This is a genomic window from Gemmobacter serpentinus (assembly GCF_008973825.1).
Classification (GTDB): domain Bacteria; phylum Pseudomonadota; class Alphaproteobacteria; order Rhodobacterales; family Rhodobacteraceae; genus Gemmobacter; species Gemmobacter serpentinus.
The window spans coordinates 30,499-52,876 of the sequence record NZ_WCHR01000037.1 but is presented as its reverse complement, the minus strand read 5'-3'; the positions used below and the strand labels follow the sequence as shown (position 1 = coordinate 52,876).

Annotated in this window: 25 protein-coding genes and 2 tRNA genes; 16 read left to right on the top strand and 11 right to left on the bottom strand. The window is 63.9% G+C overall.

The features are described from left to right. The first annotated feature begins 37 nt into the window (after positions 1–37). Positions 38–244, top strand: coding sequence for a 30S ribosomal protein S21 (gene rpsU / locus GBJ34_RS17805; RefSeq protein ID WP_023666753.1), 207 nt, complete (start codon positions 38–40; stop codon positions 242–244). A 344-nt stretch (positions 245–588) separates the two neighbouring features. Here rpsU and GBJ34_RS17800 read toward each other — a convergent pair whose 3' ends face one another. Next, entirely contained in the window at positions 589–1,068 is a 480-nt protein-coding gene (locus tag GBJ34_RS17800; protein ID WP_151720546.1) for a VOC family protein, read from the bottom strand. Between the two features lie 71 nt (positions 1,069–1,139). Continuing rightward, a complete protein-coding gene (locus tag GBJ34_RS17795; protein ID WP_151720545.1) occupies positions 1,140–1,598 on the bottom strand; it encodes an Lrp/AsnC family transcriptional regulator in 459 nt (152 codons plus the stop codon). Positions 1,599–1,757: 159 nt separating this feature from the next. Between GBJ34_RS17795 and ald the strand changes: the two genes are divergently transcribed. Next, positions 1,758–2,876 carry an alanine dehydrogenase gene (gene ald, locus GBJ34_RS17790; protein ID WP_151720544.1) on the top strand — a complete coding sequence of 373 codons (1,119 nt, stop codon included), beginning with the start codon at positions 1,758–1,760 and terminating at the stop codon, positions 2,874–2,876. Positions 2,877–2,971: 95 nt separating this feature from the next. On the opposite strand, the gene GBJ34_RS17785 is transcribed toward ald, so the two are convergent. Further along, positions 2,972–3,382 (bottom strand): copper resistance protein NlpE, encoded by a 411-nt coding sequence (locus GBJ34_RS17785; RefSeq protein WP_151720543.1) that lies wholly within the window; start codon positions 3,380–3,382, stop codon positions 2,972–2,974. 108 nt (positions 3,383–3,490) lie between these two features. Next, positions 3,491–3,916, bottom strand: coding sequence for a large conductance mechanosensitive channel protein MscL (gene mscL, locus GBJ34_RS17780; protein WP_151720542.1), 426 nt, complete (start codon positions 3,914–3,916; stop codon positions 3,491–3,493). 175 nt (positions 3,917–4,091) lie between these two features. Here mscL and GBJ34_RS17775 point away from each other — a divergent pair, with 175 nt between their 5' ends. Further along, complete coding sequence (locus GBJ34_RS17775) at positions 4,092–4,787, top strand: glutathione S-transferase family protein (RefSeq protein WP_151720541.1); 696 nt, start codon at positions 4,092–4,094, stop codon at positions 4,785–4,787. Positions 4,788–4,868: 81 nt separating this feature from the next. Here the strand turns inward: GBJ34_RS17775 and msrB are convergent, their stop codons facing one another. The 4 genes from msrB to GBJ34_RS17755 form a co-directional block, all read right to left on the bottom strand. Beyond that, entirely contained in the window at positions 4,869–5,306 is a 438-nt protein-coding gene (msrB, locus tag GBJ34_RS17770; protein ID WP_151720540.1) for a peptide-methionine (R)-S-oxide reductase MsrB, read from the bottom strand. 149 nt (positions 5,307–5,455) lie between these two features. Then, on the bottom strand, positions 5,456–5,830 hold the full coding sequence (locus tag GBJ34_RS17765; RefSeq protein ID WP_151720539.1) for a hypothetical protein: 375 nt from the start codon (positions 5,828–5,830) through the stop codon (positions 5,456–5,458). Positions 5,831–5,839: 9 nt separating this feature from the next. Further along, positions 5,840–6,613 (bottom strand): DUF6478 family protein, encoded by a 774-nt coding sequence (locus tag GBJ34_RS17760; protein ID WP_192931276.1) that lies wholly within the window; start codon positions 6,611–6,613, stop codon positions 5,840–5,842. Between the two features lie 172 nt (positions 6,614–6,785). Next, complete coding sequence (locus GBJ34_RS17755) at positions 6,786–7,379, bottom strand: cation transport ATPase (RefSeq protein WP_151720538.1); 594 nt, start codon at positions 7,377–7,379, stop codon at positions 6,786–6,788. Positions 7,380–7,556: 177 nt separating this feature from the next. Between GBJ34_RS17755 and accD the strand changes: the two genes are divergently transcribed. Together accD and GBJ34_RS17745 are read left to right on the top strand one after the other, a co-directional pair. Then, complete coding sequence (gene accD, locus GBJ34_RS17750) at positions 7,557–8,501, top strand: acetyl-CoA carboxylase, carboxyltransferase subunit beta (RefSeq protein WP_151720537.1); 945 nt, start codon at positions 7,557–7,559, stop codon at positions 8,499–8,501. Positions 8,502–8,575: 74 nt separating this feature from the next. Next, complete coding sequence (locus GBJ34_RS17745) at positions 8,576–9,853, top strand: bifunctional folylpolyglutamate synthase/dihydrofolate synthase (RefSeq protein ID WP_151720536.1); 1,278 nt, start codon at positions 8,576–8,578, stop codon at positions 9,851–9,853. Between the two features lie 27 nt (positions 9,854–9,880). On the opposite strand, the gene GBJ34_RS17740 is transcribed toward GBJ34_RS17745, so the two are convergent. Beyond that, the gene (locus GBJ34_RS17740; protein ID WP_151720535.1) at positions 9,881–10,564 is read right to left on the bottom strand and encodes an arylesterase; all 684 of its coding nucleotides are present in this window, start codon (positions 10,562–10,564) and stop codon (positions 9,881–9,883) included. Here GBJ34_RS17740 and GBJ34_RS17735 point away from each other — a divergent pair. From GBJ34_RS17735 to iolG, 7 genes are all read left to right on the top strand, one after another. Next, positions 10,563–11,249: an ABC transporter ATP-binding protein gene (locus GBJ34_RS17735; protein ID WP_151720534.1), complete on the top strand. Its 687-nt coding sequence runs from the start codon at positions 10,563–10,565 to the stop codon at positions 11,247–11,249. The genes GBJ34_RS17740 and GBJ34_RS17735 overlap by 2 nt on opposite strands. Next, a complete protein-coding gene (locus tag GBJ34_RS17730) occupies positions 11,246–13,756 on the top strand; it encodes an ABC transporter permease (RefSeq protein WP_151720533.1) in 2,511 nt (836 codons plus the stop codon). Before GBJ34_RS17735 ends, GBJ34_RS17730 begins: the two co-directional genes overlap by 4 nt. Positions 13,757–14,138: 382 nt before the next feature. Continuing rightward, the gene (locus tag GBJ34_RS17725; protein ID WP_151720532.1) at positions 14,139–15,077 is read left to right on the top strand and encodes a sugar ABC transporter substrate-binding protein; all 939 of its coding nucleotides are present in this window, start codon (positions 14,139–14,141) and stop codon (positions 15,075–15,077) included. A gap of 131 nt (positions 15,078–15,208) precedes the next feature. Further along, on the top strand, positions 15,209–16,282 hold the full coding sequence (locus tag GBJ34_RS17720; RefSeq protein ID WP_151720531.1) for an ABC transporter permease: 1,074 nt from the start codon (positions 15,209–15,211) through the stop codon (positions 16,280–16,282). A gap of 4 nt (positions 16,283–16,286) precedes the next feature. Further along, a complete protein-coding gene (locus GBJ34_RS17715; protein ID WP_151720530.1) occupies positions 16,287–17,051 on the top strand; it encodes an ATP-binding cassette domain-containing protein in 765 nt (254 codons plus the stop codon). Further along, complete coding sequence (locus GBJ34_RS17710) at positions 17,044–17,826, top strand: SDR family oxidoreductase (RefSeq protein ID WP_151720529.1); 783 nt, start codon at positions 17,044–17,046, stop codon at positions 17,824–17,826. The genes GBJ34_RS17715 and GBJ34_RS17710 overlap by 8 nt, the downstream gene beginning before the upstream one ends. A 46-nt stretch (positions 17,827–17,872) precedes the next feature. Then, positions 17,873–18,874: an inositol 2-dehydrogenase gene (gene iolG / locus GBJ34_RS17705; protein ID WP_151720528.1), complete on the top strand. Its 1,002-nt coding sequence runs from the start codon at positions 17,873–17,875 to the stop codon at positions 18,872–18,874. A 75-nt stretch (positions 18,875–18,949) separates the two neighbouring features. On the opposite strand, the gene GBJ34_RS17700 is transcribed toward iolG, so the two are convergent. Continuing rightward, entirely contained in the window at positions 18,950–19,561 is a 612-nt protein-coding gene (locus tag GBJ34_RS17700) for a hypothetical protein (protein WP_151720527.1), read from the bottom strand. Between the two features lie 178 nt (positions 19,562–19,739). On the opposite strand from GBJ34_RS17700, the gene GBJ34_RS17695 reads away from it, so the two are divergent. Beyond that, positions 19,740–19,816: transfer RNA gene (locus GBJ34_RS17695), tRNA-Met, on the top strand. A gap of 373 nt (positions 19,817–20,189) precedes the next feature. On the opposite strand, the gene GBJ34_RS17690 is transcribed toward GBJ34_RS17695, so the two are convergent. Beyond that, positions 20,190–20,264 (bottom strand) — tRNA-Thr (locus tag GBJ34_RS17690). A gap of 136 nt (positions 20,265–20,400) precedes the next feature. Between GBJ34_RS17690 and GBJ34_RS17685 the strand changes: the two genes are divergently transcribed. Genes GBJ34_RS17685 through GBJ34_RS17675 form a run of 3 tightly spaced genes read left to right on the top strand, consistent with a single transcriptional unit; the run spans position 20,401 to position 22,371 of the window. Beyond that, a complete protein-coding gene (locus GBJ34_RS17685; protein WP_151720526.1) occupies positions 20,401–20,622 on the top strand; it encodes a hypothetical protein in 222 nt (73 codons plus the stop codon). Positions 20,623–20,629: 7 nt separating this feature from the next. Then, positions 20,630–21,898, top strand: a complete 1,269-nt coding sequence (gene murA / locus GBJ34_RS17680) for a UDP-N-acetylglucosamine 1-carboxyvinyltransferase (protein ID WP_151720525.1) — start codon at positions 20,630–20,632, stop codon at positions 21,896–21,898. Then, a complete protein-coding gene (locus tag GBJ34_RS17675; RefSeq protein WP_151720524.1) occupies positions 21,898–22,371 on the top strand; it encodes a DUF2948 family protein in 474 nt (157 codons plus the stop codon). Before murA ends, GBJ34_RS17675 begins: the two co-directional genes overlap by 1 nt. The last annotated feature ends 7 nt before the right edge of the window (positions 22,372–22,378 follow it).

The window sequence follows — 22,378 nt, the reverse complement described above, 5'->3', positions numbered from 1 at the left end:
CAGTGCAACTCTAGCTTAGGAAGGTGGTGACAACCACATGCAGGTCAGCGTTCGTGATAACAACGTCGAACAGGCTCTCCGCGCCCTGAAGAAAAAACTTCAGCGTGAAGGCGTGTTCCGTGAAATGAAGCTCAAGCAACATTTCGAAAAGCCTTCCGTCAAGAAGGCCCGTGAACAAGCCGAAGCCGTCCGTCGTGCGCGTAAACTCGCACGGAAGAAGGCTCAGCGCGAAGGCGCTCTCTAAGACGCGTCAGAACACTGGGCGGGGCAACCCGCCAGTTTCGAGGAACCCCCGTCCTGTGGCCGGGGGTTTTTCATTTTCGGAAGGAAGGGGCGGAGGCGGACCCGACCGGCGCAGATGGGCCGCTTGAGGTCAGACCCAGGGCGGTGGATCGCCGCCGATGGGGCGGCGGAGGCCAGGCCGAGGAAGGCTGGGCCCAAACCGGGGGGCCGGTGCAGACCAAACCACCTCTGGCTGTGCCAGCGCAGAACAGGCCAGCGCAGACCGTGTATGTTCAGACTGGGCCGGTTCAGGTTGGGCCGGTTCAGATTGGGTCAGTGCAGACAGACGGTAAGTCTAGAAAGGCCCTACCCCTTGCGTGCGGCATCAATCGCGGCCACGTCGATCTTGTGCATCGTCATCATCGCGGTGAAGACGCGCTGCGCCTCGGCCCCGCCGGCCGCCATGCCTTCGGTCAGGGTGCGCGGCGTGATCTGCCAGGACAGGCCCCATTTGTCGCGGCACCACCCGCAGGCGCTTTCCTTGCCGCCATTGCCGACAATCGCGTTCCAGTAACGGTCGGTTTCGGCCTGATCATCGGTCGCGATCTGGAAGGAGAATGCCTCGCTTTGCGGAAAGATCGGCCCGCCATTCAAACCAAGGCAGGGGATACCCGCCACGGTGAATTGCACGGTCAGCACCTGACCGGCGCGGCCACCCGGAAAATCGGTGGGCGCGTGCTGCACGGCGCCAACATGGCTGTCAGGGAAAGTCGCGGCGTAGAACCGCGCGGCCTCTTCTGCGCCGCTGTCGAACCAAAGGCAGATGGTGTTCTTGGGCGTGGTCATGGTGTTCCTCCTGCTCGGGGCCCGATGATAATCGAACGGCCTCAGCTTGGCCCGGTTCCACCGACCGGATGTCAGACCTGAAGCGCCGTCGTCTTCACCACGGTGCGCAACGAGAACGAGCTTTGCATCTGCGCGACGCCGGGCAGGCGGCTGAGATACTGGCGATGGATGCGGGCGAAATCTTCGGTATCCTCGGCCACGATCTTCAGCAGATAGTCGGCGCTGCCCGCCATCAGATGGCATTCCAGAATGTCTGGCACCCGTGCCACCTCGCGTTCAAAGGCATCCAGCAATTCATCGGCCTGGCCGGACAGGGTAATTTCCACAAACACAGTCGTCGGGCGGCCAAGGCGGCGCGGATCCAGCAGCGCGACATAGCCCGCAATATATCCTTCTTCCTCCAGCCGCTGCACCCGGCGGTGGCAGGCCGAGGCCGAAAGGTTCACCTGTTCCGACAGTTCCGCATTGGTGATGCGGCCGTTCTTCTGCAAGACGGTCAGGATGCGGCGGTCTGTTGCGTCAAGTTCCATGGATCGCGGTGATTTCTGCGGTGAAAGGGGCCTGATACGCGCAAGTCTACGCGCGCGTCCGGCTCCGGCGCCACAGAAATCGAAAAACCGCCGATGATTCTGCCGCATCCTGATCCTGATCGCGCGGAAGAAAACAGCGTGGCACAACGGGAGGTAGCTATGAAAATCGGTTGTCCGAAAGAAATCAAACCGCAGGAATTTCGCGTCGGCATGACCCCCGACGCGGTGAAAGAGGCCACAGGTCATGGCCATCAGGTGTTCATCGAAACCCGCGCCGGCCTTGGTGCGGGTTTTTCTGATGAAGATTACCGCGCGGCGGGCGCGACCATTCTTGATACCGCAGAAGAGGTCTTCGCCATCGCCGATATGATCGTGAAGGTGAAAGAGCCGCAGGCGGTGGAGCGCAAGCGCCTGCGCGCGGGGCAGCTTCTGTTTACCTATCTGCATCTGGCCCCCGACCCGGACCAGACCCGCGATCTGTTGGAGAGCGGCGTGACGGCGATCGCCTATGAGACGGTGACGGATGCGCGCGGCGGCTTGCCGCTGCTGGCGCCGATGTCCGAGGTTGCAGGCCGTCTTGCGCCACAGGTTGGGTCATGGGCGCTGCAAAAGGCCAATGGCGGGCGTGGCGTGCTGCTGGGCGGCATTCCGGGTGTGCGGCCTGCCAATGTCATCATCATCGGCGGTGGCGTGGTCGGCACGGCTGCGGCGCGGGTGGCGGTTGGGATGGGGGCGAATGTCACCGTGCTGGACCGTTCGGTACCGCGCCTGTCCTATCTGGACGATATCTTCATGGGGCGGCTGACCACGCAATATGCCAGCGCGGGTGCGGTGGCCGAGCTGATCACCAGCGCTGATATGGTGATTGGCGCGGTTCTCGTGCCAGGGGCTGCGGCCCCCCGTCTGGTCAGCCGGGCGCAGCTTTCCACCATGCAGCCAGGGTCGGTTCTGGTGGATGTCGCCATCGATCAGGGGGGGTGTTTCGAGACCAGCCGCGCCACCACCCATCAGGACCCGATCTATGAGGTGGATGGCATCCTGCATTACTGTGTGGCGAACATGCCCGGCGCTGTGGCCCGCACCTCGACGCAAGGATTGGGCAATGCGACCATGCCCTTCATGCTGGCCCTGGCCAATAAAGGCTGGAAACGCGCCTGCGCCGAGGATCGCAACCTGCTGAACGGGCTGAATACCCATGCGGGCAAGCTGACCTATGCGGCGGTGGGCGAGGCCTTGGGCCTGCCTTCGATCACGGCCTCTGCCGCGCTGGAGATCTGAGCGGAGAACGCCGCGTGCCCCCGCAACGGCCGGGGGCACCTGATATCGTGGCACCCGAAGGCATCGGCCCCCAATAATCTGGGTGCTACAGGAACTCAGCGCGATTTGGTCAGGATGTAATTCTCGGCCAAGGCACCATCGATCACGCGGCCCTGCTGGTCCAGATGCCAGATCCGCCCCTCGCCCACCTTGAAGCGGCGCAGGTCGGAACCTTTGCCCAGCGTGATGACAGAGCCCGCCGCATCCCAGGTGAAGCGTCCTTTGGTGACAAAGGCTGTCCCGCCCTTGCCCTCATAGGTTTCGCTCAGGGTGAAATGCCCATCCTCGGTCAGATCCAGCACGCTGCGGATGCCCGCGCAATCGGCGCAGGGCAACAGCCCCTCATAGCGGCCCGCCCAATCCAGGGCGTTCTGGCTGGTATCGCCGGTCGGGTCCGGCAGGCGAACACCGTCAGGTTGGCAGGCGGCCAGAACAAGCGCAAAGGGCAACAGGACAAGGGCGCGCATGGCAGATCCTTTCGGTGGGAATGAAAGCGGCGGGGGCTTGGCCACCCCCGCCGCCTGGGTCACGGGATATGAGGGGCTGGCCTTGCGTTTCGCGCCGCAGGCCTTGCCTCAGCGTTTCAGGGCGTCGCGGATCTCCAGCAGCACGTCCAGTTCGGACGGACCGGCCGGTGCGGCGGCGGCTTCGGCCGCCTCTTTCCGCGCGGTCGCGTCCTTCAGCTTGTTCACGGCCTTGACCAGCAGGAACACCACCCAGGCGATGATCATGAAGTTGATCACGGCGGTGATGAAGGATCCATAGGCAAAGACCGGAGCCCCTGCTTCGCGCGCAGCGGCGAGCGAGGTGTATTCGGTCGAGCCGAGATTGATGAACAGGTTGGAGAAGTCGATGCCGCCGGTGATGACCCCGATGATCGGATTGATCAGGTCGGCCACCAACGAGTTGACGATTGCGGTAAAGGCGGCACCGATGATGATACCGACCGCCAGATCGACGACATTGCCCTTGGCAATAAACGCCTTGAATTCGTTAATCATTTTATGGGAACCCTTCCATTGCCCCAGTTTCCGGTCCCTGTGGGGGCTGCGTGGGAGCCAGAGCGGTGCCGCAGTCCTTCTCGCACAGGGTCTGGGTGTTATCGCACATATTGTGCGCTTTCGGCATGGGGAAAACGCGGCTAGCCTTCACCCCAAACATTCCCCGGAGGCTCTGATGTCTGATCTGTCGCAATTCCCGATCACCCGCCGCTGGCCCGCGACGCGGCCCGATGTGATCCAGCTCTATTCGCTGCCCACGCCAAATGGCGTGAAAGTCTCTGTCGCGCTGGAGGAAATGGGCCTCGATTACGAGCCGCACCTGGTGGATTTCGGCAAGAACGACCAGATGACGCCGGAATTCCTCAGTCTGAACCCGAACAACAAGATCCCGGCGATCCTTGACCCGAACGGGCCGGGCGGCAGGCCGCTTGCGCTGTTTGAAAGCGGTGCAATCCTGATCTATCTGGCCGAGAAATCCGGCAAACTTCTGCCCGAGGCGCAGCGCTACGAGGTGCTGCAATGGGTGATGTTCCAGATGGGCGGGCTGGGCCCGATGTTCGGCCAGCTTGGGTTCTTTCATCACTTTGCTGGCAAGGATATCGATGATCCGCGTCCGAAAGAACGGTTTCGTGCCGAGGCTGCGCGCCTGCTGAAAGTTCTGGATGGCGCGCTGGCGGGACGTGACTGGATCGCGGGCGATTATTCCATTGCCGATATCGCCATTGGCCCCTGGCTCAATACGCTGAACGGGTTCTACAAGGCCTCCGAGATTGCGGGCTGGGCCGATCTGAAGAATGTCCCCGCCTATCTGGAGCGGTTCCTTGCCCGCCCGGCGGTGCAAAAGGGCCTGAAGATCCCGGCGCGCGATTGAGCGCCCCGCAAGGCCCGCGTTGAAATAGAAAAGGGGCGCGGCATGGACCGCGCCCCTTTTTCGTGCTGATCGGGCAGGTTTTCAGCCGACGCGATCCAGCCATTCGCCGTAACCTTCAGCCTCCATCTGTGCCTTGGGGATGAAGCGCAGGCTGGCAGAATTGATGCAGTAGCGCAGCCCGCCAAGCGCGCGCGGCCCGTCTGGGAAGACGTGGCCCAGATGGCTGTCGCCATGCTGCGAACGCACCTCGGTTCGGATCATGCCATGGGTGCTGTCATGCAGTTCCACCACATGGGCGTCGTCGATCGGGCGGGCGAATGCAGGCCAGCCACAGCCGCTGTCGAACTTGTCGCTGGAGGCAAACAGCGGCTCACCCGAGACGATATCGACATAGATTCCGGGTTCAAAATGATGGTCATAGGCACCGGTAAACGGGCGCTCGGTGCCGTTTTGCTGCGTGACGCGATATTCTTCGGGGGTCAGCCGGGCCAGCGCCTCGGCGGTCTTGGCATAGGTCATGACGGGTCTCCTGTCCTGCTGCAAGATAGGTGGGGTGTGGGCGCAAAAAATCCAGAGCGGTCGCGGTTTCGTCGAAAACGCGAAAGACGGATTTTCGACGATAATCCGCCTGCCCGGCAGCCGTGCCCCTCAGTCTTGTCCCACTGGTTTCAACCCATCGTTTCGAGGCAATGGCGTCGGAAGGCACGTTTGAGCATGTCCAGCTCGGCCCGTAGCAGGTCGATTTCGGCGCGCAGATCGTCCTCCATCGCGACGCCAGTGATGATGGTGAAATGCGTCAGCTTTTCTCCCGTCGCGGCATCGCGGAACAGGAAGGTCTGCACGCCCTCGCTCAAGACGGTGGCAGGGATCGGCAGGCGCACGGCATATGTGCCGCTTTGGCCTGCAACATCGGTCACGCTCAGCCCCGGCATCTTCTGTTCCAGATGCAGGACCTCAAGCTGGGGCTTGCTGCCATCGGTGGACAGAATGCCCTCCCAGACCCCGGCCCGGACCCGCGTCTTCGTCAGTTTGATCTCGGCCATGGGTCCCTCTTAAACATCGGCGCGCGGGCGGCGCGACAGGGTCACGTCGCGCAGGATGATCTGGTTCATCTCCGGCCCCTCGAAGATCAGGTCGATCCAGAGCCGCTCCACCCGCTTTTCGTTCATCTTGGTATAGGCGAGGTCAAATTCGACCATCACCTCTTCGGCATTCAGCGGCAGTTCCCGCACGATCTGTTCTACATTCGGGCCATGCTTGATGTTGAGCCGGGCAAAGATCTCCAGCGGCTTTTCCATCTCCACGATGGCATCCAGCCGCACCAGATGGCGCAGCTTCAGCCCCTGCACCGATTCGGGCGGCAGGTCGATCACCAGCGACAGGAAGGATCCGTCAAAACGGAACACATCCATCCGCAGTCCGAAAGGCGCCAGATCGGCTTCGCGCGTGTTGCGGATCTGGCGCACGGTCAGTTCCGAACGACGGCAGTCATGAAAGACCGTGCTGCCATCAATGATCTGTTGTTTGGACGGTACCGAGGAAAAGCCCGGCACTGGGATCTCACCCTTCCAAAGCGGCGGCCGCCAGATCCAGTCGGTGCCGATCGGGCGGCGCAGCGCATTGGATCCGATCACCGGCAAGGCCAGGCGGTATTCGGCAATATGGATCACCTTGTCGAGCTGCCTGCGCGCCTCGCGCGCCCGCGCCCGCATGTCGCGCAGCCGATCCAGGCCCAGGCTGTCGGCCATGCCTGACCAGCGTTCCCACCGCTTGAGCGAACGCGCATGTAGGATGCGGTCCAGAAAGGAGTCAATTCTTGTCGCCATCAGTCCGCCGTCGATCCTGCGTCTTGCAGGCCCCCGTCTGCATCTTCGCTCTTACATTGTTCACTAAACAAGAACGATTCGTTTATCTAGCCTGTCAATTGCCTCAAACGCTTGACAATAATTGCATAAGCGCCGCGCTGGGTGCGCGGGAATGCGCGCTTTGTCTGGGCGATCAGCGGTTGGCGCTTGCAAGGCTGTCGGCAAAGCGGCCGATCAGGCTGCGACCTGCCGCGGCAGGCAGCGGAGCCTCGCGCGGCCCGGCAACCGTCAGCGTGACCAGCCGCCCGCGCAGCGGCATCACCGCGCGCCAGCCCTCGGTCTGCGCGCCGCCGCCCGCGCCCTGATCGCGGAGCTGCAGGAACAGCACATCGCCTTTGCTTTCGATCCGGTCGATGCGGATATCGCCCGGCCGTCCCCGGTCGCTGAGTGCGGCACGCCCGCGCTCGGATCGGAACCAGTTGGCCAGGGTCGCACTGTCCCCGGCGATCCCCGTCCCGCTGCCGCTGGCACCGATGGTTGCGGTCAGCAGGGCAGGGGCAGCCGTGGTTTCCCCCGCGCAGCGGCCAAGGATCACTAGCGCGCTGTCGCCACGCTCCAGCCGCGAGCCGGGCTCGATGCAATAGCCCTTGGGGGCGGCAATCGTCACGGCTCCGGCCAGAACCGGCTGGCGTGACAGCGAGACACCGCCGCCCTGGCTGACGCAACCCGGCAAAAGACTGACCGGCAAAAGCCCGGCAAGCACAACACAAGCCACTGAAATCCGCATGAGACCCCGTTCCTTTGATCCCTTTGGCATAGGCCGATGTGCGACCAGCGGCAAGATGGCTGCCTTGCGCCAGCAGCACCCCCGACGGACCGGGCGGGCATCCGCTTGGCGGAATGATTGCATTCCGGCCCCCTTCGCCTTATGTCCAGTCGCAATAGCGCAAAAGGGCCAGCCTGCATGAACTGGATCTCCAACTACGTCCGTCCGAAGATCAACTCGCTGTTTTCGCGGCGCGAGGTGCCGGAAAACCTTTGGACGAAATGTCCCGAATGCGGGACCATGCTATTCCATCGGGAACTGGCGGACAATCTGAACGTCTGCACCCATTGCGATCACCATATGGCGATCACCCCGCGCGACCGTTTCATCGCGCTGTTTGATGGCGGCGTCTTCGTCGAGGTGAAGGTGCCGGAGCCGATCGCCGATCCGCTGCACTTCCGCGATCAGAAGAAATACCCTGACCGCATCAAGGCCGCGCAGAAGGCAACCGGCGAACGCGACGCGATGCTGGTGGCCGAGGGCGAGGTGCTGCGCACCCCCGTCGTCGCCGTGGCGCAGGATTTCGCCTTCATGGCAGGCTCCATGGGCATGTATGTCGGCAATGCGATCATCGCGGCGGCGGAACGGGCCGTGGCGCTGAAACGGCCCCTGGTTCTGTTTTCAGCCGCGGGCGGTGCGCGGATGCAGGAAGGCATCCTGTCGCTGATGCAGATGCCGCGCTCCACCGTGGCGGTGCAGATGCTGAAAGAGGCGGGGCTGCCCTATATCGTCGTGCTGACCCACCCGACCACCGGCGGGGTCACCGCATCTTATGCGATGCTGGGCGATGTGCAGATCGCGGAACCCAATGCGCTGATCTGTTTCGCAGGCCCGCGGGTGATCGAACAGACGATCCGTGAAAAACTGCCCGAGGGCTTCCAGCGCGCGGAATATCTGCTGGATCACGGGATGCTGGACCGGGTGACGCATCGCAAGAACCTCAAGGACGAGATCGTGACGATCATCCGCATGCTGACGCGGCAAACCCCTGCGGTGCATGGTGATCTGCCGGTGCCCGCACCGTCGAACGCATCGTCGAACGCACCGGCACCCGCGCCGAAGGCCCCCGCCGCCAAGGCCTGATCGGCCTCAGGCGCGCACGCATTCCCATCGGCCCGCCATATAAGGCGGGCCGTCTTCACATCCGCGAGGCTGCGATGACCGATACAACCCGTTCCGACGCGCTGTTGCAGCGGATGATGGAATTTCATCCCAAGATCATCGATCTGACATTGGACCGGGTGGCGCGGATGTTGGCCGCACTGGATCATCCCGAACGCCGCCTGCCGCCGGTGATCCATATCGCGGGGACCAATGGCAAGGGCTCGACCCAGGCGATGATCCGCGCCGGGCTGGAGGCACAGGGCAAACGCGTTCACGCCTATACCTCGCCGCATCTGGCATGGTTTCATGAACGCATCCGTCTGGCGGGCGCGTTGATTTCCGAAGACGCGCTGTCTGCGCTGCTGGACGAATGCATCGCCGCCAACGGGCAGGAGCCGATCACGTTCTTCGAGATCACCACCTGTGCGGCCTTCCTTGCCTTCGCGCGGGTGCCTGCGGATTATACCTTGCTGGAGGTGGGCCTTGGCGGACGGCTGGATGCGACCAATGTGGTGGACCAGCCCGCGCTGACCATCATCACCCCGGTTTCCATCGATCATCAGCAATATCTGGGCGAGACCTTGCCGGAAATCGCGGGCGAAAAGGCCGGGATCATCAAGCGCGGTGTGCCCTGCGTGGTCGGACCGCAGGCGGATGAGGGGCTGGCGGTGATCGAGGCGCGCGCCGAACGCCTTGGCGCGCCGTTGCTGGCTTATGGCCAGCACTGGCATGTCAGCACGGAACGCGGCCGTCTGATCTATCAGGATGAACGCGGGCTGCTGGATCTGCCGATGCCCAATCTTCCGGGGCCACATCAGATACAGAATGCCGGGGCGGCGCTGGCCGCGCTGCGCCATCTGGGCGCGGATGAAGCGGCCTGCGAGGCTGCCGTCAGCCATGCCGAATGGCCTGCCCGGATGCAGCGTCTGAAGCGCGGCCCGCTGGTCGACAGCGCGCCGAGGGTAGAGCTGTGGCTGGATGGCGGACACAACCCTGCGGGTGGTGCTGCAATCGCGGCGACCTTGGCTCAGATGCCCGTGCGCCCGACCTATGCGATTTGCGGAATGCTGAATACCAAGGATATCACGGGCTATCTGCGCCCGCTGGCCCCGCATCTGACGCGGTTGCTTGCCGTCTCGATCCCCGGTGAGGCGAATACCCTGCCGGCCGAGGTGACCGCAGAGGCTGCGCGCGGCGCAGGCATCGCGGCAGATATCGCGCCGTCAGTGGCCGAGGGAATTCAGATGATCGCGCGCGAAAATCCCGCCGCGCGGGTGCTGATCTGTGGATCGCTCTATCTTGCGGGCGGGGTCCTGCGCGAGAACGGCTGAGCCCCGCGGGCAGCCCTGCGCTGCAGGTTACTCGGCCAGCAATTCCTGCACGCGCGGACCGATCTGCGCGACGATCCGCTTCACCCCTTCGGCATTGGGGTGGATATGGTCGGCCTGCATCAGCGCCTGCACCGCCGCCGGATCCGCGGCACCGAGACCGGCAAGGAAGCTCGGCTCCAGCAGCACGCCATGTTTTGCGGCAAGGTCGGGGAAGATCGCGTCGAACTGCTTCTTCCAGTCCGGGCCGAAATTCGCGGGGCCGGGCAGGCCAATCAGCAGCACCTTCAGGCCGCGTTCACCGGCCTTGCTCAGAATCTGGTCCAGATTGGCGCGTGTCATCGCGGGGTCCAGGCCGCGCAGCATGTCATTGCCACCCAGCGTGACGATCAGCGCGTCAGTTTCAGGTGTCAGCGACCAGTCGAGGCGCGACAGCCCCCCGGCCGAGGTATCGCCTGAAACGCCTGCATTCACCACCTTGGCCGGGGTGCCTTGCGCATCCAGCCAGGCCTGCAATTGCGGCACGAACCCTTCGCCTTCAGCCAGTCCATAGCCTGCGGTCAGGCTGTCGCCCAGCGCCACCACCTCCGGCGCCTCCGCCCAAACTGGCGTCACCGCGACTGAAATCGGGAACATCAGCGTTATGAAGGCTTTGCCGAGGGCATGACGCGCCCCATATGCAGGGGAAAGCGCAAGACGAAGGGTATAGGGCATGGGCGAACCGATTCTGGCATTGGAAGCTGCGGAACTGACATTGGCGGGAAATGCCGGGCCGGTCGAGATTTTGAAGGGTATCTCACTCAGCGTTGATCGCGGCGAGACAGTGGGGCTGATCGGGCCCTCCGGGTCTGGCAAATCCTCGGCCCTCATGCTGATGGGCGGGCTGGAGCGTGCGACAGGCGGGCGCGTCACCGCGCTGGGCCATGATCTGGGCACGATGAACGAGGATGCGCTGGCGCGGTTTCGTCGCGCGCATATGGGCGTGGTGTTCCAGAGCTTTCACCTGATCCCGACCATGACCGCGCTGGAAAATGTCGCGGTGCCGCTGGAACTGGCAGGCGCAGACGATGCCTTCGCCCGCGCGGAGGCCGAACTGATCGCGGTGGGGCTTGGCCACCGGCAGGACCATTACCCGGCCCAGATGTCGGGGGGAGAGCAGCAGCGCGTGGCGCTGGCCCGGGCAGCAGCCCCCCGACCCGCGATCCTTTTGGCGGATGAACCCACCGGCAATCTGGATGGCAGCAATGGGGCTGCGATCATGGATATGCTGTTCGGGCTGCGGGACCGCCATGGCGCGACACTGGTTCTGGTGACCCATGCGCCGGAACTTGCCCAGCGCTGCGACCGCGTGGTGCGGCTGGTCGATGGAAGGGTGGCACAGGCACGGGTGGCGGCATGAGCTGGCAGCTGGCGGCGCGCCTTGCGCGTCGGGAATTGCGCGGTGGCCTGCATGGCTTCCGCATCTTTCTGGCCTGTATCGCGCTGGGCGTGGCGGCAATCGCCGCGGTGGGGCAGGTGCGATCCGCCATCGAAACCGGCCTGGAGGCGCAGGGCGCGGTCCTTCTGGGCGGCGATGCGCAGATGGATTTCACCTATCGCTTTGCCGAACCCGATGAGCGCGCCTTTATGGACCGCGTGGCCATGCGGGTGTCCGAAGTGGTCGATTTCCGGTCGATGGTGGTGGCGGGCGAGGAACGCGCGCTGACGCAGGTCACCGCGATTGATGACCTTTACCCGCTTTACGGCACGGTCGACCTGGATCCGCCGCAAGCCCTGTCCGATGCGCTTGCGCCCAAGGGTGGCGTGCCGGGCATCGTGCTGGACAAGGTGCTGATGGACCGGCTGGGCATTGTGCCGGGGGGCCGTGTGCATCTGGGGACGCAGGCGTTCCATATCGGCGCGGCCCTGATCCGCCAGCCCGACAGCAGCACCGGCGGCTTTGGTCTTGGGCCGCCCACGCTGGTGATGACGCGCGATCTTGCAAATTCCGGCCTGCTGGTGCCGGGCGCGCTTTATGAGACCGAATACCGGCTGCAATTGCCGCCCGGCACCGATCTGGCGGCGCTGGAGGCAGAGGCCCGTGCGCAGTTTGAAAGCCATGGCATGGGTTGGCGCGACAGCCGCCGTGCGGCGCCGGGGGTAGAGCGGTTCATTGACCGGATGGCGGCTTTCCTTGTCATCGTGGGGCTGGCCGGCTTGGCCGTGGGCGGGGTCGGCGTGTCTTCTGCCGTGCGGGCATGGCTGGAACGCAAGGTGCCGGTTATCGCGACGCTGAAGGTGCTGGGCGCGGAAAGCCGGCTGATCTTTCGCGTCTATCTGATTCAGGTCGGCATTCTGGCGGGGCTGGGGGTGGCCATCGGTCTGGGGCTTGGCGCATTGGCCCCCGTGCTGGCCGGGCCGCTGATCGCATCGGCGCTGCCCTTCCCGGTGGAGTTTGCCATCTATGCCCGCCCGCTATTGGAGGCCGCGTTTTACGGGCTGCTGACCGCGCTTTTGTTCACCCTCTGGCCACTGGCGCAGGTGGAGCGGCTGCGGGCCGCAGCCCTCTATCGCGGGGCGGAGAACCGGGGCCTGCCGCGCCCCTTGCGGTTGGCCACCATCGCTGCGCTTGCGCTGCTGCTGGTCGGCGGCGCGGTCTGGCTTTCGGGTGAATGGCGGCTGGCGCTTGGCACGGCGGGTGGCGTGATCGGGGCATTGCTGGTGCTGATGCTGGCGGCCCTTGGTTTGCGTCGTCTTGCGGGCGCGGCGGCGCGAAGGATGCGCGGGCATGTGTCCTTGCGGGCGGCGCTTGGTGCCATCGCGGCGGAACGCGGCGAGGCGGTCTCGGTCGTGCTGTCGCTGGGGCTTGGCCTGTCGGTTCTGGCCTCGGTCGGGCAGATTGACGCCAATCTGCGCGCGGCCATCGACCGTGACCTGCCGACGCGGGCACCGGCCTATTTCTTTGTCGACATCCAGCCCGACCAGATCGAGCCTTTCCTGGCCCGTGTGAAGGGGGATCCGGCGATCAGCCGGGTTGAAAGCGCGCCAATGCTGCGCGGGGTGCTGGCGCGGATCAATGACCGACCGGCGCGCGATGTCGCAGGTGATCACTGGGTGACGCGCGGCGACCGCGGCCTGACCTATGCCGATGCAATCCCTGAGGGCACCAAGGTGACCGCAGGCGCATGGTGGCCCGAGGGCTATGCGGGGGAACCGCAGGTCAGTTTCTCGGCCAAGGAGGCGGACGAGCTGGGGTTGAAGCTGGGTGATACGCTGACGGTGAATGTGCTGGGCCGCGACATCACCGCCACGATCACCTCGCTGCGCGAGGTTGATTTTGCCACCGGCGGCATGGGGTTTGTCATGGTGATGAATGCAGCCGCCCTGCAAGGCGCGCCGCATAGCCATATCGCCACGATCTATGCCCCGCCCGAGGACGAGGCGCGCATCCTGCGCGATCTGGCGGGATCCTGGCCCAATATCACCGCGATCCGGGTGCGCGAAGCGATTGATCGGGTGACCGAGGCGCTGGACGCCATTGCCACCGCGACCGCCTGGGCGGCGGCGGCGGTGCTGGCCACCGGCTTTGTCGTGCTGATCGGGGCGGCGGCCGCGGGCGAGGGTGCGCGCGTCCGCGAGGCCGCGATCCTCAAGGTGTTGGGGGCCACGCGCGGGCGCATCCTTGCCAGCTTTGCCCTGCGGGCCGGGCTGATGGGGGCTGCGGCCGGGCTGGTCGCCATTCTCGCCGGCACGATTGCCGGTTGGGCGGTGATGACCTTCGTGATGGAGGTCGGCTACCGCTTCGAGCCTGTCTCGGCATTGGCCATCGTGGCCGGCGGGGTGATTGCCACCCTGCTGGCAGGTCTGGCCTTTGCCTGGCGTCCGCTTGCGGCGCGCCCGGCCTCGGTGCTGCGGAGTTCCGAATAGGCTGTCGTGCAAAGGATGGTGCGGGCGTGAAATGGAATGAATATTCCAAAATTTGCGCCTGCACCGCGCTTTGCCGTGCATTTCCAACGGACTGCGGGCAATATCCGGCAGGATGAGGCGGGAAGAAACCCGATCTCTCGCCCTGAAAGTGGAATTTTTCAGTTGCTTTGCAGCAGAAATAGAATATCAATTCCATTACGCGGGGCCCACCGCGACCGGGAATCGGACTGACCCAGCGGCGCATCGCGCTGTTGGGCCGGGCTTGTCCCATCGTGACCGGGCCGGGGGTGCATTGCCCCGCCGTGAATGCTACCGCCCCGAGGGAGGGGGCGGTCCGGCAGGGAGAAACGGGTGTGCCGGACACTCGCTCGTGGAGGATAATATGAAGAAATTCCTGATTGCAGGCATTGCCACGCTGATGGGGACCTCGGCCATGGCCGAGAATATCGGCGTTTCGATGGCCCTGTTTGACGACAACTTCCTGACCGTGCTGCGCAATGGCATGATCGATCAGGGCAAGGCCATCGGTGTCGACCTTCAGGTGGAAGATGCCCAGAACGATGTGGCCAAGCAGTTGGACCAGATCAACAATTTCATCGCAAGCGGCGTCAGCGCCATCGTGGTGAACCCGGTCGACACCTCGGCCACGCAGGCCATGTCGGATGCGGCCAATGCCGCTGGCGTGCCGCTGGTCTATGTGAACCGCGAGCCGGTGAACGTCGACACCCTGCCCGAGAAGCAAGCCTTCGTCGCCTCGAACGAGGTCGACTCGGGCACGCTGCAAACCCTTGAGGTCTGCCGTCTGTTCAAGGAAGCCGGCAAGACCGAGGCCAATGTCTATGTCATCATGGGCGAGCTGTCGAACCAGGCTGCGGTCGTGCGCACCAAGGACATCCATGACGTGATCGGCGGGCCGGATTGCGGCGTGAAGATCAATATCCTCGACGAGCAGACCTCGAACTGGCAGCGCGATCAGGCCCAGAACCTGATGACCAACTGGCTGTCCTCGGGGGCGGCCTTCGATGGTGTGATCGCCAACAATGACGAAAGCGCGATTGGCGCCATTCAGGCGATCAAGGCTGCCGGCATCGACATGGGGTCGGTGGTGATCGCCGGGATCGACGCGACGCAAGACGCGCTGGCTGCGATGCAGGCGGGCGATCTGGATGTGACCGTGTTCCAGGATGCGGCAGGCCAGGGCGCAGGCGCGCTGGATGCGGCGATCAAGCTGTCGAAAGGCGAAGCCGTCGAGAAGAAGGTCTATGTGCCCTTCAAGCTGGTGACGCCCGCCAATATCGGCGACTACCTCGCCAAGAACTGAGCCCTTCGGGCCCACAGGGCGGCGAAGTCACGCCGCCCTGACCATCCACTGCCTCAACCTTTAGGTGCCTGAATGCTCAGGCCGTGGGGCGGGCCGATTTTCCACATGACATCAGCGGGGGGAGGGGGCGCATGTCCACCACGACGCATGGGCTTGGCGGTCTGAAATACGACCCGAGCAGAAGGGCGCGCGCGCCTGAATGGAACGTGTTTTTCGCGCTGATCGGTATTGTCCTGATCTTTGAACTCGTCGGCCGGATCTTCATGGGCGACAGCTTCCTGTTCAACACGCGCGACAATGTCGATGCCATCTTCAATCATCAGCGGTTGCAGATCATCATCCTTCAGGTCTCGATCACCGGGATCATCGCACTGGGTGTGACACAGGTCATCATCTCGGGCGGGATCGACCTGTCCTCCGGCTCCATCGTGGGCGCGACAGCCATGGTCGCCATGAGTTTCGCGCAGGTCGCCATGGTGAATGGCAACCCCAATCCCAAGGCGATCTTCGCCGCGCAGGGCTGGTTGGATCTGCCGGTGATCGTGCCGGTGATGGTGGGCCTGGGCTGCGGGTTGCTGGCGGGCTTCGTCAATGGCGCGCTGGTGGCCTATACCAAGATCCCGCCCTTCATCGCGACGCTTGGCATGATGGTGACGGCGCGCGGCATCGCCAAATGGTGGTCCAAGGGCAACCCGATCTCCTTCCCGACCGACAGCTATGCCGCCATCGGCAAAGGCATGATGCCGGTGGTGATCTTTGTCGGCCTTGCGGTGCTGTTCCACCTGATCCTGACCTATACCCGCTATGGCAAACATTGCTACGGCATCGGCTCCAACGAGCAGGCGATGCGGATGTCGGGGATCAATGTCGAGAAGTCCAAGGTGCTGATCTATGTGATCGCGGGTCTTCTGTCGGCGCTGGCGGCCATTGTGTTGTCTTCCAAGAACCTGACGGCGCAGGCGGGCATGGGCGTCATGTATGAACTGGACGCGATCGCCATGGCCGTGATCGGTGGCGTCAGCCTGCAGGGCGGTCGTGGATCGATCATCGGCACGGTGCTGGGCGCGCTGATCTTCGGCGTCATCATCTCGGGTTTCACCTTCCTGAAACTGGATGCCTATTATCAGGAAATGGTGAAAGGCGTGATCATCGTCGGTGCCGTGGTGCTGGATCAATGGCGGCAACGTGGCCGCGGGCGAGGGTAAGATCATGAGCGATATCATTCTTGAGACGCGCGGCCTGACCAAACGCTATGGCGGGGTCCATGCCCTGGAAGACGCAAACTTTGTTCTGCGCAAAGGTGAACATGTCGCGGTGGTGGGGGATAATGGCGCGGGCAAATCGACCTTCGTGCGCCAGATCACCGCGGTGGAACAGCGCAGCGCCGGGCAGGTCTTCTTTGACGGGCAGGATGTGAACTTCACCGGGCCGCTTGAAGCGCGTGAGGCCGGGATCGAGACGGTGTTCCAGACCCTTGCGCTGGCCGATGATCTGGATGTGCCTTCGAACCTCTTCCTCGGGCGCGAGCTTTACAAGCTGCGGCTTGGCCCGTTCTCTATCCTGGACCGCAAGGCGATGCGTGAACGCACACTGGAGGCGCTGAAGACCACCGCGGTGAAGATCCCCAATGTCGACAACCCGATCCGCAACATGTCGGGCGGGCAGCGGCAATGCGTTTCGATCGCCCGGACGGCGGCCTTCGCGTCCAAGCTGGTGATCATGGACGAGCCGACGGCGGCGCTTGGCGTGCAGGAAACCGCGCAGGTCGAGAACATCATTCGCGGCTTGAAAGAGCGCAACATCCCGATGATCCTGGTCAGCCACAATCTGCGGCAGGTCTTTGATCTGGTGGACCGGATCGTGGTGTTCCGGCGCGGGCGCATCGTCGCCTCGCTGAACAAGGACGAGACGGATGGCAACGATATCGTCAGCTATATCACCGGGGTCAAAGGGGTTGAGACGGCAGATGCCTGATCACTGCGACACCAGTGCCGTGTTGATCGGCGGCACGCAGGGCCTTGGCCTTGCGATTGCGGAGCGGCTGATTGCCGATGGCTGCCGCAAGTTGGTGGTCACGGGGCGCGATGCGTCCCGTGGCGAGACGGCGGCCGCAGGCTTGCGCGCCCTTGGGGCCGAGGTGCATTTCGTGGCGGGCGATATGGCGGTGGTGGCGGATGCCATTACGGCGGTCGATGCCGGGGCCCGGCATTTCGGCCGGGTGACCGCGCTGCTGAATGCTGCGGCGGCGACCGACCGGGGCTCGATCCTCGACACCACGCCGGAACGCTTTGACCATATCTTTGCGGTCAATGCGCGCGGTGCCTTCTTTGCGCTGCAGCGTTTTGCGCAGCTGGCGATCCAGAACGACCATCCGGCGCAGGCGGTGAATATTCTGTCGATGGTGATCCATTGCGGGCAGAGTTTCCTGGCACCCTATTCGGCGTCGAAGGCGGCGCTGGCCAATATCACCAAGAACGCGGCCCATACCCTGCGGCGGCAGCGCATCCGGGTGAATGGCATCAATTGCGGCTGGATGGACACCCCCGGCGAGGATCTGATCCAGCGCAAATACCATGGCGGCGGCGATGACTGGCTGGCAAAAGCCGAAGCCAAGCAGCCGATGGGCATGTTGGTGAAGCCGCCCCATGTGGCGGAACTCGCCAGTTTCATGCTGTCGGAGGCGTCCGGCGTGATGACAGGTGCGCTTGTCGATTTCGATCAGACAGTTTCCGGGGCTTACCCCGAATGACAGACGGTTTCCGGTGCATATCCGGAATGAACTTCAAGAGGATGAAATGACAGTCAAATTCGGGCTTCTGGGCGCAGGCCGCATCGGCAAGGTCCATGCGAAAGCGGTGACCGGCGATCCGCAGGCGCAGCTTGTCGCCGTGGCCGATGCCTTCCCGGCGGCGGCACAGGCGATTGCCGATCAATATGGCTGCGACGTGCGCACGATCGAGGCCATCGAGACGGCGAAAGACATCGATGCGGTGGTGATCTGCACCCCCACAGATACTCATGCTGATCTGATCGAACGCTTCGTGAAGGCCGGCAAGGCAGTGTTCTGCGAAAAGCCTATCGACCTCAGCCTGGCGCGGGTAAAGCAATGCCTTGAGGTGGTGCGCGCCCATAAGGGCACGCTGATGGTTGGCTTCAACCGCCGGTTTGACCCGCATTTCCGCGCGGTGCGCGACCAGATCGATGCCGGTGCCATCGGCAAGGTCGAGATGGTGGTGATCACCTCGCGCGATCCAGGTGCCCCGCCGGTGGAATATATCGGGCGTTCGGGCGGCATCTTCCGCGACATGACGATCCATGATTTCGACATGGCGCGGTTCCTGCTGGGCGAAGAAGTGACCGAAGTGGCCGCGACCGCCGCCGTGCTGGTCGATCCGGCCATCGGTGAGGCCGGCGATTTCGACTCGGTTCAGGTCATGCTGAAAACGGCAAGTGGCCGTCAGGCGGTGATCTCCAACTCGCGCCGGGCGACCTATGGCTATGACCAGCGCATCGAGGTGCATGGATCGGAAGGCCTCGTATCGGCCGAGAACCAGCGCCCGGTCTCGATCGAGGTGGCCAATGCCAAGGGCTATACCCGCCCGCCGCTGCATGACTTCTTCATGACCCGCTATACCGAGGCCTATGCGGCCGAAATCGCGAGCTTCATCGCGGCACTTGCAGGGAAAGGCTCGGCATCGCCGTCGGGCGAGGACGGCCTGATCGCACTGGCTTTGGCAGATGCAGCCGTCAAAGCCGTGGCTGAAAAGCGCACCGTATTGGTGAGCGAGGTGCTCTGACCCCCTCTTCTCCTCGTGGGGGGCAGCAGCAGGGCCGCGCGGGTGACCGACGCGGCCCTGTTTGCATTTATGGTGTCAGTTGGTCAGCAGACGGTAGCTTGCCGCATCCGTGCCCGGATTGGACAGGGTCACCGAGAGGAAGCCGCTTTCGGGCAGGCTGATCCGGCAAAGTTGCGCGGATTTGCACAAAATGCCGGTCTCGGTCGCGACCTCAAGCTGCACCGCGCCATCCGACAGGGCCGCAATCTCCACCATCGCGCCGCCATCGGCGGGCAGACGGTACAGGTGGCTTTGGCCGGGGGCGAGGGCCGCATCAAGGCTGCGCAGGCTGGATTTTGGCAGCACCTCGGCGGTCACCTCCGTGCTGGCCAGCAGGATCCCCAAGGTCTCGTCCGCCTCGACCGCGCGGCGCGCGGCTTCCAGCATCTCGGGCGCGCCGGGCATTGCCACGACTTCTGCCTTGCCCTTGCCGCTGACCTCGGGCTTCAGATCCAGCATTTGCAGCGTGATCGCGCCGGACAGCCGGGCGGCAGCGATCTGGCTCAACCCGTCGCGCGCGTCCACGCCCGCGGCAAACAGCCGATCCGCCAGCAGATACCGCTCCACCGCACCGGGTGCTTCGGCATGGGCGGTGGTCGCGGCAAAGGCCGGCAGGGTGGCAAGCATCAAGGCGGAAAGACGCATCATTCATCCGGGGCAGGGGCTATCTCTATGCCAGACTGGCAGCGCGCTGCACGAAAGGAAAGACCGAAGCGGCACCGGATCGGGCGGCGTTGCCCTGTCGGTGCGCCGTCATGTGAAAGCCGCAGAAAACTGGCGATTCCCGCTTGACCTCCTCCGCACGCCAACCTAGATAGCGCCCAGTGGCTGGGTAGCTCAGTTGGTTAGAGCACACGACTCATAATCGTGGGGTCGGGAGTTCAAATCTCCCCCCCGCCACCAAAAATCCCCGAGATCGTCAATGCTTTGTATTGTGTGGCATGTGCTGCGGTGATGCTGGATGTCGTGGTCTGTGCAGGCATTCATCCCGCCCCCTGTCGCGATGACCGATTCCGCTCCGCAGCGAGCGGGTGGCGCTTGCGGGCATTTTGCGTGCCTTTCAACCGCGCCTGGGAATGATCCCCGCTGGCAGCAGAGATCGTCAGATCGAAGCAGGGGATGTTAGCCCTGACCGATGTTGCGCAGACTACAGGATGCAGCCCGACGCGGGCCCCATACCCGTCTGGATCAGCGCAAAAACACGCAGCGCGATTTGACATCAGCACATATGATTACACCGCTGTCGTGCTGCCAATTTTCATTTATGGGAGAGAAATGGTGCTGCAAGAGAGGATTGAACTCTCGACCTCTCCCTTACCAAGGGAGTGCTCTACCACTGAGCTACTGCAGCACTTTTGCCTTTCGGCGGGGCCTTTCGACCATCGCTTCGGCGGTTCATCGCCGGGCGTGGCGGGGAGATAGACGTATTCGCAAACGGGCGCAAGCATAATCTGGACGCTTTTTTGTCGCTGCGCTAACAGGGGGGCATGAACGCGCATGACGATCCCCCGAAACCTGATGATCTGCCCGCCGCATCGGCCAACGAAGCCGGCGCGAAACCTCAAGCCCTGAAGGGCAGGGAGCAGAAAACCGGCGGGGCACCCTCGCGCGAAGATCGGCTGAAGGCTGCGCTGAAGGCCAATATGGGCCGGCGCAAGGCGCAGGCGCGCGCAAGGGCCGCGTCTGACGATAACAACGAGAAAGAGTGAGGCGGGAATGGATTCGATTCTGGTGCGGGGCGGTGGCGAGCTGAACGGGGTGATTCCGATCGCCGGGGCCAAGAACGCCTGTCTGACGTTGATGCCCGCGACATTGCTGACCGAAGAGCCGCTGACGCTGACCAATGCGCCGCGCCTGTCGGATATCCGCACCATGACCCAGTTGTTGCAATCGCTGGGGGCCGAGGTCTCGGCGCTGCAGGGCGGCAAGGTGCTGGCGATGTCCTCGCATGACATCCACAACCACACCGCCGATTACGATATCGTGCGCAAGATGCGCGCCTCGATCCTTGTGTTGGGGCCGATGCTGGCGCGCGATGGTCATGCCGTGGTCTCGCTGCCCGGTGGCTGCGCCATTGGCGCGCGTCCGGTCGACCTGCATCTGAAAGCACTGGAGGCGATGGGGGCCGATCTCGACCTGCGTGACGGATATGTCCATGCAAAAGCCCCCGGCGGGCGGCTGAAGGGCGCGGTGGTGGAGTTTCCGATCGTTTCGGTCGGGGCCACGGAAAACGCGCTGCTGGCGGCGACGCTTGCCAAAGGCACCACGGTGCTGAAGAACGCCGCGCGCGAGCCTGAGATTGTCGATCTAGCGCAATGTCTGCGCCGCATGGGCGCGCAGATCGAGGGCGAGGGCACATCGACCATCACCATTCAGGGCGTGGACCGGCTGGGCGGTGGTACCCATCCGGTGGTGACGGACCGGATCGAGCTGGGCACCTATATGCTGGCCCCCGCAATTTGCGGCGGCGAGGTCGAATGTCTGGGCGGGCGGCTGGATCTGGTTGGTGCCTTTGCCGAAAAGCTGGATGAGGCGGGGGTCTCGGTCACCGAGACCGAACGCGGCCTGAAGGTTGCGCGCAAGAATGGCCGGGTGAAGGCGGTGAATGTGACGACCGAACCTTTCCCGGGCTTCCCCACCGATCTGCAAGCGCAGATGATGGCGCTTCTGTGCACTGCCGATGGCACCTCGGTTCTGGAAGAAAAGATCTTTGAAAATCGCTTCATGCACGCCCCGGAACTGATCCGCATGGGGGCCAAGGTTGATGTTCATGGCGGCCATGCCACGGTGACCGGCGTTGAAAAGCTGCGCGGCGCGCCGGTGATGGCGACCGATCTGCGCGCTTCGGTCTCGCTGATCCTTGCGGGCCTTGCCGCCGAAGGCGAAACGGTGGTGAGCCGGGTCTACCATCTGGATCGCGGCTATGAGCATGTCGAAGACAAGCTGGGTGCCTGTGGTGCCAAGATCGAAAGGATCAAGGGTTGATGGCCGATGCACGGTTCGAGGACGGGGCCGAGGCACCGCTTTGGCTTGGGGTGGCGGATGCCGAGGATCTGAAGATCCTTGCCACGCTGGCGCAGGATGGGGTGTTTCCGACCACCGACATGACCTATGCGCGGGCACGGCGTGAATTTGCGGTGCTGCTGAACCGTTTCCGCTGGGAAGACCGCGAGGCGGCAGAGCGCGCGGGCCGGGGCGTGGAGCGTGTGCGCGCCATGCTCCTGGTGCGCGACGTGCTGGCGGTGCGCAGCACCGGCATCGACCGCGCAGATCGTGACACCATCCTGTCGCTGCTTGATATCACCTTTGAGCCCGGTGCCGATGGCACCGGGCGGGTGATCTTGACCCTGGCGGGGGATGGGGCCATCGCGCTGGATGTCGAATCCCTTGATATCGACCTGCGCGATGTGACGCGCCCCTATCTGGCACCCTCGCGCCGCGCCCCCGATCACGGCTGAGCGCAGA